Source organism: Agrobacterium sp. OT33, from assembly GCF_017313365.1.
Taxonomy (GTDB): domain Bacteria; phylum Pseudomonadota; class Alphaproteobacteria; order Rhizobiales; family Rhizobiaceae; genus Agrobacterium; species Agrobacterium rhizogenes_A.
This window is the reverse complement of the sequence record NZ_JAFLMZ010000002.1, coordinates 326809-341685: the sequence shown is the minus strand read 5'-3', so window position 1 is coordinate 341685 and position 14877 is coordinate 326809. Positions and strand designations below refer to the sequence as shown.

The following is a 14877-nucleotide window of genomic DNA, read 5'->3' as shown; positions in this document are numbered from 1 at the left end:
GTTGCCACTTACTAGCCTCCATATTTTTTCAGGAGATCATCAACGTTTGGCGCCGCCGGAGTGGCGGGCGCCGTGCGTCCCGTCTTGTAGTAGTTGCCGGAGCGGAGGTCGGCGGCTCGGGCACTGTTGAAATCAATTCTCCTTTGAACCGCGGCTTGCGCTCGCTTTAGGATGTTCTCGCGAACTTCCCGTGGCTGGTTTGAGGAACCCTGAATTTCAAGCAGGATGGCCCGCTCCCCTTCGGTCGGCGCGGCACCGAAGATTGCCTTCAGCTGACCTAGTGCCTGATCTTTGATGATGTTGTCATATTCGATCGTCGCCTTGCCGCTTTCCGGGCTCGAAATAAAGTCAGGAAACGCATTGTCTGGCAGGTTTGCACCAAGCCATGCGCGAGTTCCGGAAAGAAAGCCCTGATTTGCTTGCGGTGAAAGTTCCATCGCTTGTTTGAGCAGGTTCGTGGTGGCCTCTCCCTGCATCACGACATCATCGGCTTCACGAATAGCCTGCCGATCACCAGCGGTGACGCCTTTGTCTGAGGCCGGCAGGGTGCCCGTGAGTATGAAGCGCTTTCCCTCTTCGGAATTCGGATCAAGCCCATACTCACTCGCCATCTGCTGGCGTTGACGAGCTTTGGCATCCAATCCATCGCCCGGCGTCAGCGGGATCATTCCCTGCCTTTGCGGAGCCTGCGGTGGCGCTGGAGGCGTCGGGACGGCCGGAGACTGAAGAGGCCCGCCAAAGATATCAACCCATTCCACCGGCGTGACAGGAGCCTGTGGTGGAGACGGAGGCTGGGGAGCCGAAACGGGAGCCACCAGACCATCAGGAGAACGGCCAAACACTCCTTGAGGCGTCATGAAAATAAGCGACCCGGTGGAGGGGTCAGTTATCTGTTTGCCCGCCGCCAATTGCTGCGCCTCTGCAGGTGTCAGCTGTCCCGATTCCATCAGGCCGTTAAGAGCTTGAGCCTCGACCGATTTACCTTCGAAACGGAACTGGCCACCAGACACCGGCGCATCACCCACGCGCTGTGTCTCACCCGTTTCCGGATTAAACAGCGTCGTATCATCCAGTTTTTGCCAAGTCTTCTGAGGTTTTGCCCTCAGTGCGTCCAACTGCGCCCGCTTGGTCTCCATATCAAGCTGATAACCGGGGTCATTACGCTGCATCTGCTGCTGGATGATGCCCTGAATGATCTGCTTCTTGTCTGCGTCCAAGAACGGGTTCGAAAGCAGCTTCAGCATTTCCGGGTCAACACCCTGATATGGGTTGGCTGGCGCCTGCGGGGGTGCGGGAGGCTGGGGAGCGGCCGGGAACTGGCCGTTCTGCGCAACCTGCATCGGCGCTGGCTGCTGAACGGGCGTCTGCGGTTGCGCCGGCATAGGCAGATTTCCGGCCTGCGGAGGCTGCTGGGCCGGAGCAGAGTTTGGCGCGCTCACCATGGGATCACGATAGCCGCCGGGGTTCGGCGTGCGCGGTGCAGCAGCTTCGATTGCCTGAAATGCCGACATGCCGGCAGACGGATCGAGGCTCGCCACCTCAGTGCCGCCACCCTGAAAACCGGACAGATAACCTTTCGCAAAGCCCATTCGCCGCGCGGACTCTCCGCCCGGACGATTGTAACCGGCGAACGCCCACGCGTTGTTCATCAACTGCTGCGCTTCTTCGAGGCTTCTGGCGTTGTTGAGCTTCTGAATAAGGCCGGGGTCTTCATTCAGGAAGAACTTCGCCTGCCCCTGCGGAGACAGATCGCCTGTTGCAGCCAACGCCTGATAACGCGGCCCGCGCCAAGACATGATGCCACCCGCACGACCTGGCTGCCCACTTTCGCTCGGGTCACTCCATGTCCGGTTTGCATTTGCTGCCGACCAGCCACTTTCTGCGCGGCCAGTGGCAGCGATTGCAGCGAGAGCGTAAGGATTATTCACGCCACCGGCTTTGATCGTGTCCATAAACGGCGCGAAGGTGTCACCGGTTGCCGGCGACGTGGCCGCAATCTCTGCCGCCGCACCCGGCATGGGAATGGAACCACCATTGCCGCCACTCGATGCAACGGAAGGTGCTGTTGACGGTGAACCGCCCATAATCCGGCCAAGGATGGATTCATAAGCGGAGTTCACGCCGTCGGTGCCTTCCTTGAGGCCCTTGTTTGCCGAATAGCGACCCATACCGGCGCCGATACCCTTCATAAGCGCCCCGATGCCTTGAGCGGTCGTTTTCGGTGTGTCGCCCATGATCTGCTTGGACAATGCGTCCGCAATCTCGCGACGGCGCTGAAGGTCGCTGTAGGAAACGCCGGTATTCCCGCCGAACAGATATCCTGCCATTATCGTGCGCTCCCCGCTGCGAACAATGCGCCATAATTGACGCGTTTCTTGCCATCCGCGCCCTTGCGAACGACGCCAGGACGGACCTTCTCAACTTCCTGCGCCATGACGCCGATGCGCTTCGGTGCGTTCTTGCCTTCGCCTTTGTACCGGTACTCGTAGAGGCCACCCACTTTCTTGATGTCCTTCTTCGCCGTCTTGTCCGAGAGACTGAACAAGCCAGCGAGTCCCCCGAGTATCGCGCCGGAATTCGCCTGGCTCTGGTTGTAGGCATTCAGATCAGCATTGTATTTCTGCTGAACCATCGAAGCGTAATCGATGTTCGGAATGCTCTGCCCCTGTGTCGGGACGAAGTTTGGGTTCGTCACCTGCCCACCAGAGAGCAGCGACGAGATTTCATTTATGGGCTGGTTGCGAAGCGCATACTGCTCATTCATCCAGTTTGCGCGCTCCGTATTCTGCGCATTGATTTTCGCCTGCTGGGCGTTGAACGTCTGATCCTGCAAGGCATTGTTCGCCGCCGTCGCGCTGGTCTGGTTCTGGTACTGCTGCTGCGCAGTGGAGTTTGCCAGACCGGCATTCTGGTAGGCTTGAGAATATGCCTGCTGCTGGGCCGTGTTGTTCGCCTGCAATTGAGCCTGATTTTGCGCGAACTGCTGCTGCTGGGCAGCATTTGCCAACTGCACATCGTTGGCGTTCTGGCCATACTGCTGGGCCTGTGCGGCGTTTTGAAATGCCGCCTGCTGCTGGGCGAGATTGGCGAGGCGCGTCTGTTCCTGCCCTGCGTTCAGGATCGCCCCATATCGGGCATCATTCTCCTGACGAGTGGCGGCATCGATCGCACGGTTATATGCATCAGATCCTGGCTGAAGGCCCTGATTTGCCAGTTTCTGCTCAAGCGCTGACCGGTTTTGATCAAGCGACGGCTGCAAACGCGCCATAAGCGCATCCTGCACCTGCTGTACGTTCGCCCCGTAGTCAGTACCATAGGTTTTCGTGATATCCCCGGCATTCGCTACACTGGATTTGATATCTCCCGCGCCTGCGATCTGGCTCATGATGTTGCCAGTATCGCCTACAGATGACTGCAGTTGGGGGCCTGCGCCGAATTGCGTATAGTTCGGCATCGTCAGCGACGACGCGCTACCGGCCGCCGGTGCACCATTGAGGGTAAAGGGCGTGCCGAGCAGGTCATTCAGCCGCCCCGACTGGCTATTTGCCAGTGTTGCAAGGTTCTTCGAAGCAGCGTCTTGCTGATCCTTGATAGCCTGCTGGGCCGGCGACAACGTCTGCGTGGCCGTCGCGACAGGGATATCGTAGACGGCACCAGAAAGCGGGTCTGTCCACTTCGTGGTGCTGTAGGAATAGTTCAGCGAGCCGTCAGGGGTATTCTGGTTGACGTTCCCCATATAGGAGTTGGCGATAGCCGTGCCGACATTGGTCGCGGTCTGGGCGGATGCGGTTTCCTTTGGATCGGGAGCGGCCGGCGCCTTACTTTTGCCCATTGCTGAATCGCCTCTTGTTGAATGCGTTGCCGGCCCATGCTTCATGGGTCAGAACGAAAATGTTGTCTGCTTTATCGCGGCCTCTAAGGCGCGGAATTCGGTATCGGACGTGCCCATATGATGTGAGCATTCGATGCTGGGCGGTGTCGTCATCAGGAACACGATGAACGACCGCCTGACAGCCGCATGAGATAAACGGATAGTCGAACATTGCCTGCAGCGTGTGCCGCGTCATCCATCCGGGCATGAAAGCGGCGGCGGATATCTCCAGCACTTCCGCGTCCGGCTCGTAGTTGTGGTAGATGATCCCAGCGGCAAGTTCGTCGCCCTTCACAACGGCAATCCCTCGGCAATGGCCGAAATCAAAACCCCGCCCTGGCCAAATCTTGTCGGCAACGAGGAAGGCAAGGCGGTCGGTCTGCTCGCCCTTCTCTGCCAATCCCCATGTGAACCTCATGCCGACTGTTCCCCGCCTTCCATCTGCAGAACTGCAAAATCAACCTCGACATCGAGACGGAATTGGCCGCCTGACAAAATCACGCATCCAACAGCCAGCATTTCGCCGCTTGCCCGAACGCTCTGCCTGAACTTGTAATTTTTGAACTCTGTGACGCCGTCCCATTTGGCAACATCCCAAAGGCCCACATCCCATTCGGAAGAACCTGCATCGCCTACTGAAGCCACGGCATAGGCCGGAATGCTCGTGTCGTAATCCGCCCGGGCAAACAGCTTTACGTTCGGCTCCGTTTTCGCTCGGAAAGACATAGACGCCTTCGAAGCCGTCTTGCTCTGGGAAAACTCTCCTGCCGCGGTGAATTGCGAGAGGTAAGTGGCGGCAAAAGGTGCACCGTCGTCAGCGCCGCTGATATCGCCCTGCCAGCACAGACCCGAATTTGAGCCGAAAAACAGACTGCCTTGGAGGCTCTGGTAGGCCTGCGCTCGCCAGTTCTTGATAATGCTCCACTTGCCATTCAAGACGTTCAGCACAAACGTCGTGTCAGGCAGAACAAGGTTTTCAGGAAACGTGATGAAAACGAGGTTCTGTTCGGGCCACAACGTCATTGTCCATCCGGTCGGTGTTGCATTGGCCGCAAGCTTCCATTCGTCCTCAATGGCGCGAGATACAGACACCAAGGCAAGCGTTTGCCTGTCTCTCTGGAACATCTGGGAAATCGGGATAAGTCCGTCGATCGTTGCGACCAGAACGTCGGCACCGGATCTGATCTGCGCATTCTTCCCGAGCGGCTTGCCTATCTGATAGACGCCCTTGAGGGAAAAATCATTGGCATCGCCCGGGTCCGATCCCGAGTAAATGGCCACCTCACCCTCAGTCGAAACAAAGACGCAATAATCCCCGAGACCATCGCCGCTCTCAATCGACCATGAGAAACCCATCAGCAGCGAACCGCCCTTCTTCATCACCCCGCCGAGCGGGAAGACAGACGCAGCGCCGCCGACAGCATTGAGCCCGAGATAATAGGCATCAAGCGAGCCGTTCTTGATCAGGAATTGCCTGTTCTTGAACATCCAGCCGAAATTGAGCGCCGCCATTGTCGTGCTGTCTGAAAACGTGATGGCTGGCGATGTCGACCATGACACCCCATTGAAGAGCCGCCGATCATTCGCTCCGTTGAAGCAAACAAGATAGCTCGTGCCGGCGTTCGTCTGCTGGAAAGCGCACCAGTCACCACTCGACATTCCCGAAACAACAGCTGGCGTCGTCGCTGGAGGCGCAACTGGCGCAGTCATGTCATATATTGCGGCATCGGTTGCCATGAACATCTTTTCAAGGCCGCTGAACTTGTACTTGAACGCGCTACGGATTACGCCACCGTCAGCAGCAAGCCCGCGCTTGACGGAACCGCCGCGAATTCTCGCCCCTTTGAGGGTCATGAACCAGTTTTCGAGGACGGCGGCAGAGCCGGGAGATGCCCCTCCCATACTGGCCGTTGTTACGAGTCCCTGCGTCGGCGCTGGGAACGTCAAAGGCGCAGATGTCTGCTTGGCGGCAACCTTGACCGATCCACGGTTCGTTTGGGGAATGCGTCCGGGTCTGGGCATCACGCGGCCTTATCTGCTGTTTCGTACTGCCCAAGATCGGCTTCGAACTCGGCAAGGTGGTCGCTGTAATCAACGCCGTTATATCGGCGCAACCGCCAGACGAGGTTCTTGATAAGCAGTTCTGACGGGAATATCGGCTCGTCGTCATCGCTTTGAATGGTGCTGCTGGTCGATCCGTTGGACGCCCTCACCCATTCATTCGACAGGTAGAGCAGAGACGCACCTATCGCCGCCGAAGCGGGAGAGAAATCAATCCCGGTCTCACTGAGGAAGTAATATGGCTGCGCCGACGGATGCGCAGCGATGAACCGCCATTGGCCACGATTTGAGACAGGTCGGGCAAAGTCGCCTGCAGCGGTCATGACCGAACCACCCATGATAACGCGCTGAAAATCAGCCGGGAAGGCAGAGGGCGCAGAGACGATCGGGAACGTCTTGACGAGGTCGCGCCAATCCACGCGGCGAGCGATTTCACAGCCGCCTTCCCAAGCCAGAGAAAGCATCGTCTGGGCTTTCTCGTCGTTCGCGCCATATACACTATCGAAGCGGTCGAGTTTGACCACGTCGCAAACGTCGTTGACGATGTCGATAATACTCATGGCGTGCATCCACTAAGCGTTACCTGGCCGTTGCCCCACCGCAGCCGGTTATCGGCAAGGGTGAGGCCGGCCATCGCGTTCTCCTTGAACGATCGAGCGGCAGCGGCTCCGTCAATGTCCCGCGCCCAGATCGAAATCTCTTCGACCAGCGCATAGAGGTAGGCATCGGGGACCTTCTCCAGCAGCCAGTTCGTCGGCGTTGCCGGCGTCAGCGGCGGAATTGTCGCGTAATAGGTCATCGTCAGGCTGCCATTTATGGTCGGCCGCGCCATGATCCTCCTGCCGACAACAGCGTAACCCTGTGGATAGCCGCCATTGTTGCGATAGCGGGCCGTCAGCGCTTGCAAAGACCATGCGCCGATGTTTCTGCCATCCGGCGTCAAAACCTCTCTGGCCTCAAGGAAATCGGCAGGCAGATCGCCGTCGCCGTTGATCAGCACCACAGTGCCGGCCGTCTCCATGTCTGCCGTGCGCAGAACGCGGTTCATCTTGCCTTCGGCCAGCCCGACAAACCGCTGAAACAGGTGAGAGACATCATCGCGCTTGGCGTATTCGCTGGCGTCGATGAGAAGAGACGAATAATCGCTGATCGCACCCATTATGCTACCTCCCATCCTGATGTCTGATACATGCGCCGCTTGTCCGACAGTGCCGCCCGCCTCTCGACGTTGCGCCGGAATCCTTCCGGATCGACTTCCTTGTCAGGGCATCGAGCCTCAAGCGCCTTGATCTCGTCGGATATGGTTCGCTCGGTCATCACACACGTCCCTCAAATGACCGCCATGCGCGATTGTCGCCATCATTGAGCCATCGGCTCACATAAGCGTCGTCGCCTTCGCTGTGCGCCCGGACGAGGTTCTGTTCGTGCGCGTGATTGAGAGGGATCGATGCGACCTTCACCCAATCACCGAACGCATTGCCCGAGGTGGCGTTGCGGGTGAATTCGTTTTCCCTGACGATATTGTCGACGGGCGTATCGATGCGGAAATGCATCTCCTGCCCATCAAAGAAGCGCCAGACCGAGCGGCCAGTGGCAAAGTCGTAATCGTGGAGTTCCCACTGGCCGTCCGTAATCTTCATGATCAGTCTTCTTCCTCAAGCGGGATTTCCGCCTTGCCCTGGCTGATGAGTTCCTTCGCCTTACTCAGCGGCAGCGGGATCACTTCGCCGGCGGCCTTGCGAACGCCTTCTTCGGGCCAGTAATCGAACTTGAGACGAACCTTGCGGGTCTTCTCCTTCGATTTCGGCTCTTCCGTCTTGAGCACCGGGCTCGGGGTGTCGCCGGGGGTGAGGCCTTCGACCTTGGGAGGTGCTGCGCCTTCGGGAACAACAGGTGCCTGCTGCGTGGTCGATGCAGCGCCCAGATCGAGCGGACTTTCATTCTTCGACATGTCTTTTCTCCTCGAAAAGGAAAGGGGCGGCTTTCGCCACCCCTCGTTTCAGGATCAAACCGCTGCGGAGAACGGCGTGACTTCGGTTCCGGTACCGGCCGCGATGACCTGAACCTGCCAGGTGTTGTTCGCGATATCCTTGAGGCGGATGCGGTCGCCACGAATGCCGCCCTTGGTGGAGCCGTTCATGGTGATCGTGTCGGTATCGGCGGCGGTTTCGAAGCCGGCGACAGTATCGCCAGCGTCCTGCAGCATCACGCACTGGCCAGTCATCACGTCGGACGAGTTGGCCACCTGAATGATCAGGTTATTGGAGGTCATGGTAGTGCCCACCATGATGTCGAACTCGGCACCGGAGCCGTAGGCGGCCGGCAGAACGAGCGTCGATCCCGCGGCACGATTGACGACAACTACCGCCGGTGTGCCGTGGGTGGAAGCGTTGAGGGCGAGCGTGGCTGCCGTCACGACAAAGGGAAGATAAGTCGGCATGTTCGTTTCTCCTTACTCCGAAGCCGAGATGCCGAAGAGGTCAGCGGCGATGCCGAGGCCCTTTTCATTGGCAACCTTCAGCGAGCCCTCACCGATGATCACGCCCTTGTCGGCGTCACCGGTTTTAGCGACCTTCGTGTCTTCCTGAATCTTGCGGAGCCAGAGGAATTCAAGGAAGTCGGTATCGATGAAGAAGGCGTTGCGGGCGAGTGCCGCCGTCGACTGAATGGTGCTGGGGTGAACCAGAACCTTGCCGAACGGACCTTCATAGAAGTCAGCCGTTGCAACAATGGTGTTGCGCTTGCCACCTTCCGAGACGGAGTAGCGGAACGAAGCGACGTTCGCGTCAGACATGAACTTGACGAACGTGGACTTCACGTAGGCCGAGCCGACGACGTGCTTGAACTTGGCGCCGTTGTTGAAGCCCTGCTGCATCACGTTGTCGAGAATGTCTTTCGTAAAGGCGCGCTGAGTACCGTTTGTTGCCGGGACAGTGAAGCCGCCGACAAAGCCACCGTTGGCACCGCCAGCACCGCGGGAAACGTTGCTGACGATCCAGCTGGGCAGGCCGCCAAGACGACGGATAGCACCGCCGACGGAGCCCTGGTTCGAAACGATGGCATATTCGGTATCCTTGCGGATCTCGACGCCCTTCTTCGCCTTCTGGTACTTGCGCTTCTGTACCTTGCCGGCTTCGTCCACTTCTTCCTGCGTGCCGGAGATGATCCAGCTCTTGCGCAGAATCTGCGTGTAGTTGCCGACGCGGGCCGGAGGATCGACCTTGTCGAAGTCGTATTCTTCGCCCTCTTCACGGGCGTTGTCGCCGGGTGCAGCCAAGTCGTCAGTTTCCCATTCGGGGTGGACGGATTTGGCCTTGCCCTTCTCGATCATGGAGTAGATCGGGGTGTCTTCCGGCGTGATGCGCGATACAACGTCGGAAAGCTCTTCGCGATTGCCGACCGCGTTCGTGGTGCGGACGGTGTTTGTAATGACTGCCATAACAGTTTCCTCGGAGTAGTGGGTTCAAAAGGCCCGCTGCGATGTCCGATCAGAAGTCGATATTCATCGCGTCTTTGAGCGAGCCCGTTCGGGTCAGCTTCTCCATCGCATCCTTGTTCTGCCGGCTCTGCTGGGCGTTCTGGCCTTGGGCCTTGCGCGCCGGGGCAGCAGGAGGAGCACTGTTCACCTTTTCCAAGGCCTTCTTCTTTGCTGCTTCGGCTTGCATGCCGAGCCGCGCGTAATGGGCGAGCTTGAAATATCGGTGATCGGTCACATCGGCCATTTCATCGTCGGAGAACCCCAACTGGCGCGCGGTGTCGAATGCTTCCTCGAAGAACTTTTCGCGCTCTTCCGGTTTTGCGGTCTGAGGGAATGCTTCAGCCAGGCGTTCGCTTTCCTGTCGGAGCATCTCATTGCGCTGTTCGCCGGTCAGCTGCTGAACGACCGCCTGAGGTTCGGCCCCCATCTGCAAAATCTGGTTCACGCGACCTATCGCGTTATCAAAGATTGCCTTCTGGCGGGTGTATTCAGTCGGGTTCTGTATCGCCAGATCGTGTGTCGGTTCTGGCGGCAACTGGCTGGCAAGGAATTGCGCGAACGCGTTTGCGGTGTTGTAAACGCGGGAAGATAGAGTTTCCAGTTCCCGGCCACGATTGGCCGTTTCCTGAGTTTTGAGGCGGTAATCGCGCTCCCGCATGTAACCGAGCTTCAGTTCCTTGACAGGAACCTGCTCTCCGCCCTTGAGCGTTACCAGTGTGTCATCGAATTCGGCGTCGGCACCGGTGTCATCGTTTCCGGTATCGTCGTCGTCATCGTTTTCATCACCTGCAGGAACATCGGTCTCTTGGCTGTCGATCTCGTCTTCAGCCGCACCGGTCTCGTTTGCGATCCCGTCGCCACTTTGTTCCGAGTTGGCCTGATCGTCTTCTTCAGGCTCCCAGAAGTTCAGCGCGGAGGGGTTGTCGATGTCCGAGGGTTCAACGGTTTTGCTCCCGCCGTTATCCGGCAGGTTGGCACTATCGTTAATTGTCATGGTCTTTCCCTTATGGGGTTGGTGGCACCGGCGTTATGCGGGTGCTCGGTTCGCGCCAGCCTTTGCTTCCTCCGCAAGGTGGTTGAGCTTGCTGCGCAAATTTCTGATAGCGCGGGCTTCTGCGGCATAGCCGGCCCGCGTCTCGTGATCTGTTACCTTGGCGTTGACACAGCCATTGATGGCGGTCGCCTCGATCTCGTCCATCAAAAGATGGAACAGGGGGTTGTCATTCAGCGATCGAGCTGCTGCGGCTTTTTGCTCATCCGTCATCCTGGCATCCCTCCAAGCTGGACAGACGTAACGTTTTGCCCGGTCAACGCCTGCGCCACGTTCTGGCGCTGCTTCAACTGAATTTCCTGATCGATCTGGTAGCGCTTCAGTTCAAATTCCTGCTGCATCTTCGCCATCTCGATCCGCTCGTTGCTCTGGATCTTCTCGCGCTCGATCGTCGCTTCCATTTCGGCCTTGGCCTGCTGCTGCTTCAGCTTCTCCATTTCCGGGTTCGGCTGATTGCTTTGCTGGGCGATGAGCTTGTTAATCTGGTCTTCTGTTGGTTCGGTGAAAAACTGAGCGGTGGCGCGCATTCCCGACGCTTGAACAAGCTTGGTGAGAGCATTGAAGACGTTCTTCGGACTTACGAACGGATTGTTGATCGGCCCAAGTTGCGAAAGGAGCTTCTCCTGAAGCCCGACAATCATCTGCATCATCATCATGTCACGCTCGCGCGTGCCAGCACCAAGGCCGGTATTCACAATGACATCCATGCCCGAGTTCCAGGGCTTGGGATCGAACGTCACCCACTTCTTGCGAAGGCGAACCGTGCGCGGCTTGTCCTGATGCTTGATTGTCAGCTTCAGAAGGCCCTTGAAGACCGGAATAAGACCACGGGCGATGGTGCGCGCCATGAGTTCGGTCTGGGCGATTCCGGCCTGCTCGACCATGGATGATGCCTTGGCCGTGACATTCTGCAATGCATCAGGTGCGAGACCGCCCGAGGCGTCAGATATGCCGGTCACATCCGCCATGTCCCGGTCGAAGTAATCCAGCATCTGGAAAGACTGACTGCCAACGAACGGAACCTGAGTAAATCCCAGAGCCGCGCGAACATCGGTACCAGCGCTGACGCGGATTGGCTTGCCAAAGGCAGGATTAAGCACCGCATCCGGGTTGCTGATGGCCTGCTCGTCAACGATCGGCTGCGGCTTGTTCTGCCAATAGATGTTGTCGAGCGTTTCCCGAAGAAGAACGGTCTTGACCTTCTGGCCTTCCATCGTGTCGTCGGCAACAGAGGAGCCTTCGCGCTGATGCGGCCGGCGTTCCGAGATGATATCCGCAAATGGGACGTCATCCCATTCCTCGTTTTCGAGAAGGTATTCCTCTTTGATGGCGCCGGCGTAGATCAGCCTGCGGAGTTCCGCGATTCCGTCGTCGTCGGCGTCGTAACGAACATAGAGTTCGTAATACTCGACTTCCTGCATGGCCTTGGCAGCCGTGGCATTGTCGTCGTTGATCAGATCCCGGCGACGGGTGCTCTCTTCATCGTCCTGATCGCTCGTTGTCCCGGCAATCGGCAGGCTATCGACCAGATCACGATCATAGCCCATCGCCACAAGGTCAGAACGGCGCTGGCGAATGTTGATGCCTGTGAGCGGGCTTTCCTCGATGCAGAGCGCGTCAGGGTGGATAAGAAGCTGTTCAGGAGGCACCGCACCGAGGCGCGTGCGGCCATTCGTGAAGCGCTTCCTGATTTTGACATCGTAAACAGTCGACGGCGTCGGGCCTTGACCTTCCACATCAACAATTTCAATGCGCTGGTCCTGCTCAAGCACGGTAACGTCGTCATCGCTGATCAACTGCACCAGCGCCATTTCATCAAGGCCAGTGTGTTGCGTTACCTGTACGCTGTCCTTCTTCTCGCGCCACCAGCGGATGATGCCATTGCGGAGTTTGAGAGCGTCATGGATCGCATCCTCGACAGCTTCGTATCCATCGCTCTCCGGAAAGACCACGTTACTGATGAAGTCGGAAGCCTGGTCTGCATACTCCTCATCGCCTTCACCCATCGGCTGGAATTCGGCCACTTGGTCATTGCCGAGGATCGTGCGGATGAGCGACGGCAATACCTTCTTGATCTGAGAGCGCACATCGCGGGAAACGACCTTCGAGCGGCCATCGATGACAGGAACATCATCCATCTTGCCGTCGAAGTATTCCTGCGCCTTGTCGCGGTCGATCGACAGTTCTTCGCGATAGCTTTCGCACTCTTTCACAAGGTGCGAGACAGCAGCCGTCAACGCGCCGTTCCGCTTGTCGTCTTGTGCTTCGGGCATTATGCCACCTTCTGTTGCTTGAACTTGTCCCACTCGCCATTCGGCTTGGGCGGCGTCTTGTAGCCGTCTGTGAATGTCATGAACCCGTCAGCGCCATGGCTGTGCGCGTCATGCCTTGGATAGCTGCGAAATACGCCGAGCTTGTCATCCCAATCGCGGCTGTAGTTTTCCAGATGAAGGATGCCCTGCGCGCAGCCCACCTCATCGAAGCAGCAGCTGGGCAGCTTGGCGCGAATCCCCATGATGGAATTGATTTTGTCCGGGTTCCGCTCGACCGTCTCGAAGATGAAGCCCTGCTTGGCCGACATCGTCTTGATGGTCTCTGCCTGCCCCGCTGTCGTAGTCTGGCGTCGATGGTCAACGTCGTGCGGCCCGTAGTGCTTTCCCCACCGTGCGCCGCGCTGTGCCGCCCATTTGTCCAGCCAGTTGAAATAGTGGCCGAGACCCATACCGCTGTCTTCGAAGTAACCGGGGAACCGATGCTCTCCCGCTACCTCTTGATGCAGCCATATCGTCTGGTTGTCGTTCAGACCGAAATCCCAGAAGGTATTGACGGCAATGTTCGGCACGAACGGAAAAGAACCAATCCGGCCCAACTGGCGCAGCGTGCGCATCTCCTTGCCGAAATACGCGCCTTCCTTTGCTGCCCGGAAAGCTTCGTCAGGGGTGGATGGAAACTCTTTCCACATGTCCTCACCCTGTTCCGTCTTCTTGGCCACATACCACCATTTCTGGGGCTCTGTGAGCGTTATGCCGTGTTCTGCCTCAAGCCCCGCGAAATAGACCGCATCCTCTTCGGTGATCAGCGTGGGCGTGTTCAGCTGGTATGAGCCATCTTCCCACCACGCAAAGAAATGGAACCGGTAATCCATCTCGCCAGGTTCGCGGCCCGCATCCAGAATCTTTCGAGACGCCTGCACCTTTTCGTAGAAGTCACCGCCCCGCCCTTCGGCTGTGCTCTCGATGAAGCCAAGCTGCCCAGACGCCAGAGTGTTGAGCGAGCCGGATTTCACTTCCTTGGCCTTGTCAGGCGTCTTGGCGCAAATCTTCCCGTATTCGGAGATATGCAAAAAGTTCTTCGTGCCGGAGCGCAGGGACACGCCCACCTCGACGCCGGAGCCATTACTGAACTCTATCTCCGTCGAATTGTCCGACACGATTTGAACCGTGCGCTGTATCGGCAGCGGCAGCTTTTCGTAGGCGTACTTGATGCGCTCAAGCAGGTTTTGCGCGTTCTTCTTCGTGTCAGCGATCAGACCGGCCGCGAAGTTCGAATTGAATATGCAGCAGTCCAGCGCCAACAGCAGAATGAAGGTCGAGAAACCCATCTGTCGCGCCTTGAGGATGATGTTCAGGTAATGAAGCTCATCCAGCAGCTTTTCCTGCGCCGGGTTCATCTTGAACAACACGACGTTGCCGTGCTTGTCCTTGATGTAATAGAGGTTATTCAGGCGCCAGCGGCGGTCAGACCACAGCGCAACGACATCCTCACTTAGTGCGGGTTCGCCCATCGATCGCCTTCATCAGCGCCATGACACTGTCGCCAGCCTCAAGCGTCGTCTTCTGCTCGACATCGATCTTGTCGCCGTATTTCTTCGGCCGCATCCGGGCCGCAACCCATTTGCGTGTCTCGATTTGCAGCCGGCGATGCTCGGTCATGTCGAAGGTGGTTTCTTCCAGCTTTCCGTCTGAAGTCCGCTTCGTTTTCTTGCCAAGCTTTGGCCGGTCGGCAATCTCGACCATCTCGTCAACGAAGTGATCCGCTTGGGCTTCTCGCGCACGCGCGTACTGGTCAGCGAACTCGGCATTTTGGAGCAGCCATTTAAACACCGTCGTCTTTGAGGGCATGGCATCATTGCGGCAGATCGCCCTCAAGCTCAGGCCATTGGCAAGGCGCTCACAGATAGCGTCAGCCGTGCGCTGGTTGAACTCTGTCTTCCTGCCCATGTCTTACTCTGCCTGCTCGTCTGCGAGGAGATGGAGGCGGTGCAGAAGGCGGGACACCGATGCAATGCGCCTATGTGCGTCCTCTGTTGCCGTGAAGGAGGAAAGGACAGAACCGTCCACCTTTGCCGCCGACCAAGAGAGGTCAACAATCTCACCCCGCTCGGCCATTGCGAGAACGCGCTTTGCTTCTTCGACA

Annotated in this window: 16 protein-coding genes; all 16 read right to left on the bottom strand. The window is 58.0% G+C overall.

The window, feature by feature from the left end; translation table 11 throughout:
• Nucleotides 1-11: 11 nt before the first annotated feature.
• From JZX88_RS05695 to JZX88_RS05620, 16 genes are read right to left on the bottom strand one after another with little or no spacing between them, the layout of a single operon-like run.
• Nucleotides 12-2327, bottom strand: coding sequence for a hypothetical protein (locus JZX88_RS05695; RefSeq protein WP_206912876.1), 2316 nt, complete (start codon nucleotides 2325-2327; stop codon nucleotides 12-14).
• The gene (locus tag JZX88_RS05690; RefSeq protein ID WP_206912874.1) at nucleotides 2327-3832 is read right to left on the bottom strand and encodes a tail fiber domain-containing protein; all 1506 of its coding nucleotides are present in this window, start codon (nucleotides 3830-3832) and stop codon (nucleotides 2327-2329) included. The genes JZX88_RS05695 and JZX88_RS05690 overlap by 1 nt, the downstream gene beginning before the upstream one ends.
• Entirely contained in the window at nucleotides 3819-4289 is a 471-nt protein-coding gene (locus JZX88_RS05685) for an N-acetyltransferase (RefSeq protein WP_206912873.1), read from the bottom strand. Before JZX88_RS05685 ends, JZX88_RS05690 begins: the two co-directional genes overlap by 14 nt.
• The gene (locus JZX88_RS05680) at nucleotides 4286-5893 is read right to left on the bottom strand and encodes a hypothetical protein (protein WP_206912872.1); all 1608 of its coding nucleotides are present in this window, start codon (nucleotides 5891-5893) and stop codon (nucleotides 4286-4288) included. The genes JZX88_RS05685 and JZX88_RS05680 overlap by 4 nt, the downstream gene beginning before the upstream one ends.
• Nucleotides 5893-6492, bottom strand: coding sequence for a hypothetical protein (locus JZX88_RS05675; RefSeq protein ID WP_206912870.1), 600 nt, complete (start codon nucleotides 6490-6492; stop codon nucleotides 5893-5895). Before JZX88_RS05675 ends, JZX88_RS05680 begins: the two co-directional genes overlap by 1 nt.
• Nucleotides 6489-7091, bottom strand: coding sequence for a hypothetical protein (locus JZX88_RS05670; RefSeq protein WP_206912868.1), 603 nt, complete (start codon nucleotides 7089-7091; stop codon nucleotides 6489-6491). The genes JZX88_RS05675 and JZX88_RS05670 overlap by 4 nt, the downstream gene beginning before the upstream one ends.
• On the bottom strand, nucleotides 7091-7249 hold the full coding sequence (locus JZX88_RS05665; RefSeq protein ID WP_206912866.1) for a hypothetical protein: 159 nt from the start codon (nucleotides 7247-7249) through the stop codon (nucleotides 7091-7093). The genes JZX88_RS05670 and JZX88_RS05665 overlap by 1 nt, the downstream gene beginning before the upstream one ends.
• Nucleotides 7249-7572, bottom strand: coding sequence for a hypothetical protein (locus tag JZX88_RS05660; RefSeq protein ID WP_206912865.1), 324 nt, complete (start codon nucleotides 7570-7572; stop codon nucleotides 7249-7251). Before JZX88_RS05660 ends, JZX88_RS05665 begins: the two co-directional genes overlap by 1 nt.
• Nucleotides 7573-7574: 2 nt before the next feature.
• The gene (locus JZX88_RS05655) at nucleotides 7575-7883 is read right to left on the bottom strand and encodes a hypothetical protein (protein ID WP_206912864.1); all 309 of its coding nucleotides are present in this window, start codon (nucleotides 7881-7883) and stop codon (nucleotides 7575-7577) included.
• Between the two features lie 54 nt (nucleotides 7884-7937).
• The gene (locus JZX88_RS05650) at nucleotides 7938-8372 is read right to left on the bottom strand and encodes a hypothetical protein (protein WP_206912863.1); all 435 of its coding nucleotides are present in this window, start codon (nucleotides 8370-8372) and stop codon (nucleotides 7938-7940) included.
• A gap of 12 nt (nucleotides 8373-8384) precedes the next feature.
• Complete coding sequence (locus JZX88_RS05645) at nucleotides 8385-9371, bottom strand: DUF5309 domain-containing protein (RefSeq protein WP_206912862.1); 987 nt, start codon at nucleotides 9369-9371, stop codon at nucleotides 8385-8387.
• A gap of 49 nt (nucleotides 9372-9420) precedes the next feature.
• The gene (locus tag JZX88_RS05640) at nucleotides 9421-10404 is read right to left on the bottom strand and encodes a hypothetical protein (protein WP_206912861.1); all 984 of its coding nucleotides are present in this window, start codon (nucleotides 10402-10404) and stop codon (nucleotides 9421-9423) included.
• A 33-nt stretch (nucleotides 10405-10437) separates the two neighbouring features.
• Nucleotides 10438-10674 carry a hypothetical protein gene (locus JZX88_RS05635; protein WP_206912860.1) on the bottom strand — a complete coding sequence of 79 codons (237 nt, stop codon included), beginning with the start codon at nucleotides 10672-10674 and terminating at the stop codon, nucleotides 10438-10440.
• Nucleotides 10671-12734: a phage portal protein gene (locus tag JZX88_RS05630; protein ID WP_206912859.1), complete on the bottom strand. Its 2064-nt coding sequence runs from the start codon at nucleotides 12732-12734 to the stop codon at nucleotides 10671-10673. The genes JZX88_RS05635 and JZX88_RS05630 overlap by 4 nt, the downstream gene beginning before the upstream one ends.
• Nucleotides 12734-14245, bottom strand: a complete 1512-nt coding sequence (locus JZX88_RS05625) for a terminase (RefSeq protein WP_206912858.1) — start codon at nucleotides 14243-14245, stop codon at nucleotides 12734-12736. Before JZX88_RS05625 ends, JZX88_RS05630 begins: the two co-directional genes overlap by 1 nt.
• Nucleotides 14223-14681 carry a terminase small subunit protein gene (locus JZX88_RS05620; RefSeq protein ID WP_206912855.1) on the bottom strand — a complete coding sequence of 153 codons (459 nt, stop codon included), beginning with the start codon at nucleotides 14679-14681 and terminating at the stop codon, nucleotides 14223-14225. The genes JZX88_RS05625 and JZX88_RS05620 overlap by 23 nt, the downstream gene beginning before the upstream one ends.
• Between the last annotated feature and the right edge of the window lie 196 nt (nucleotides 14682-14877).

Coding starts and splice junctions, on each gene's coding strand:
- JZX88_RS05695 (WP_206912876.1), bottom strand. CDS start 2,327: ATGGCAGGATATCTGTTCGGCGGGAATACCGGCGTTTCCTACAGCGAC.
- JZX88_RS05690 (WP_206912874.1), bottom strand. CDS start 3,832: ATGGGCAAAAGTAAGGCGCCGGCCGCTCCCGATCCAAAGGAAACCGCA.
- JZX88_RS05685 (WP_206912873.1), bottom strand. CDS start 4,289: ATGAGGTTCACATGGGGATTGGCAGAGAAGGGCGAGCAGACCGACCGC.
- JZX88_RS05680 (WP_206912872.1), bottom strand. CDS start 5,893: ATGCCCAGACCCGGACGCATTCCCCAAACGAACCGTGGATCGGTCAAG.
- JZX88_RS05675 (WP_206912870.1), bottom strand. CDS start 6,492: ATGAGTATTATCGACATCGTCAACGACGTTTGCGACGTGGTCAAACTC.
- JZX88_RS05670 (WP_206912868.1), bottom strand. CDS start 7,091: ATGGGTGCGATCAGCGATTATTCGTCTCTTCTCATCGACGCCAGCGAA.
- JZX88_RS05665 (WP_206912866.1), bottom strand. CDS start 7,249: ATGACCGAGCGAACCATATCCGACGAGATCAAGGCGCTTGAGGCTCGA.
- JZX88_RS05660 (WP_206912865.1), bottom strand. CDS start 7,572: ATGAAGATTACGGACGGCCAGTGGGAACTCCACGATTACGACTTTGCC.
- JZX88_RS05655 (WP_206912864.1), bottom strand. CDS start 7,883: ATGTCGAAGAATGAAAGTCCGCTCGATCTGGGCGCTGCATCGACCACG.
- JZX88_RS05650 (WP_206912863.1), bottom strand. CDS start 8,372: ATGCCGACTTATCTTCCCTTTGTCGTGACGGCAGCCACGCTCGCCCTC.
- JZX88_RS05645 (WP_206912862.1), bottom strand. CDS start 9,371: ATGGCAGTCATTACAAACACCGTCCGCACCACGAACGCGGTCGGCAAT.
- JZX88_RS05640 (WP_206912861.1), bottom strand. CDS start 10,404: ATGACAATTAACGATAGTGCCAACCTGCCGGATAACGGCGGGAGCAAA.
- JZX88_RS05635 (WP_206912860.1), bottom strand. CDS start 10,674: ATGACGGATGAGCAAAAAGCCGCAGCAGCTCGATCGCTGAATGACAAC.
- JZX88_RS05630 (WP_206912859.1), bottom strand. CDS start 12,734: ATGCCCGAAGCACAAGACGACAAGCGGAACGGCGCGTTGACGGCTGCT.
- JZX88_RS05625 (WP_206912858.1), bottom strand. CDS start 14,245: ATGGGCGAACCCGCACTAAGTGAGGATGTCGTTGCGCTGTGGTCTGAC.
- JZX88_RS05620 (WP_206912855.1), bottom strand. CDS start 14,681: ATGGGCAGGAAGACAGAGTTCAACCAGCGCACGGCTGACGCTATCTGT.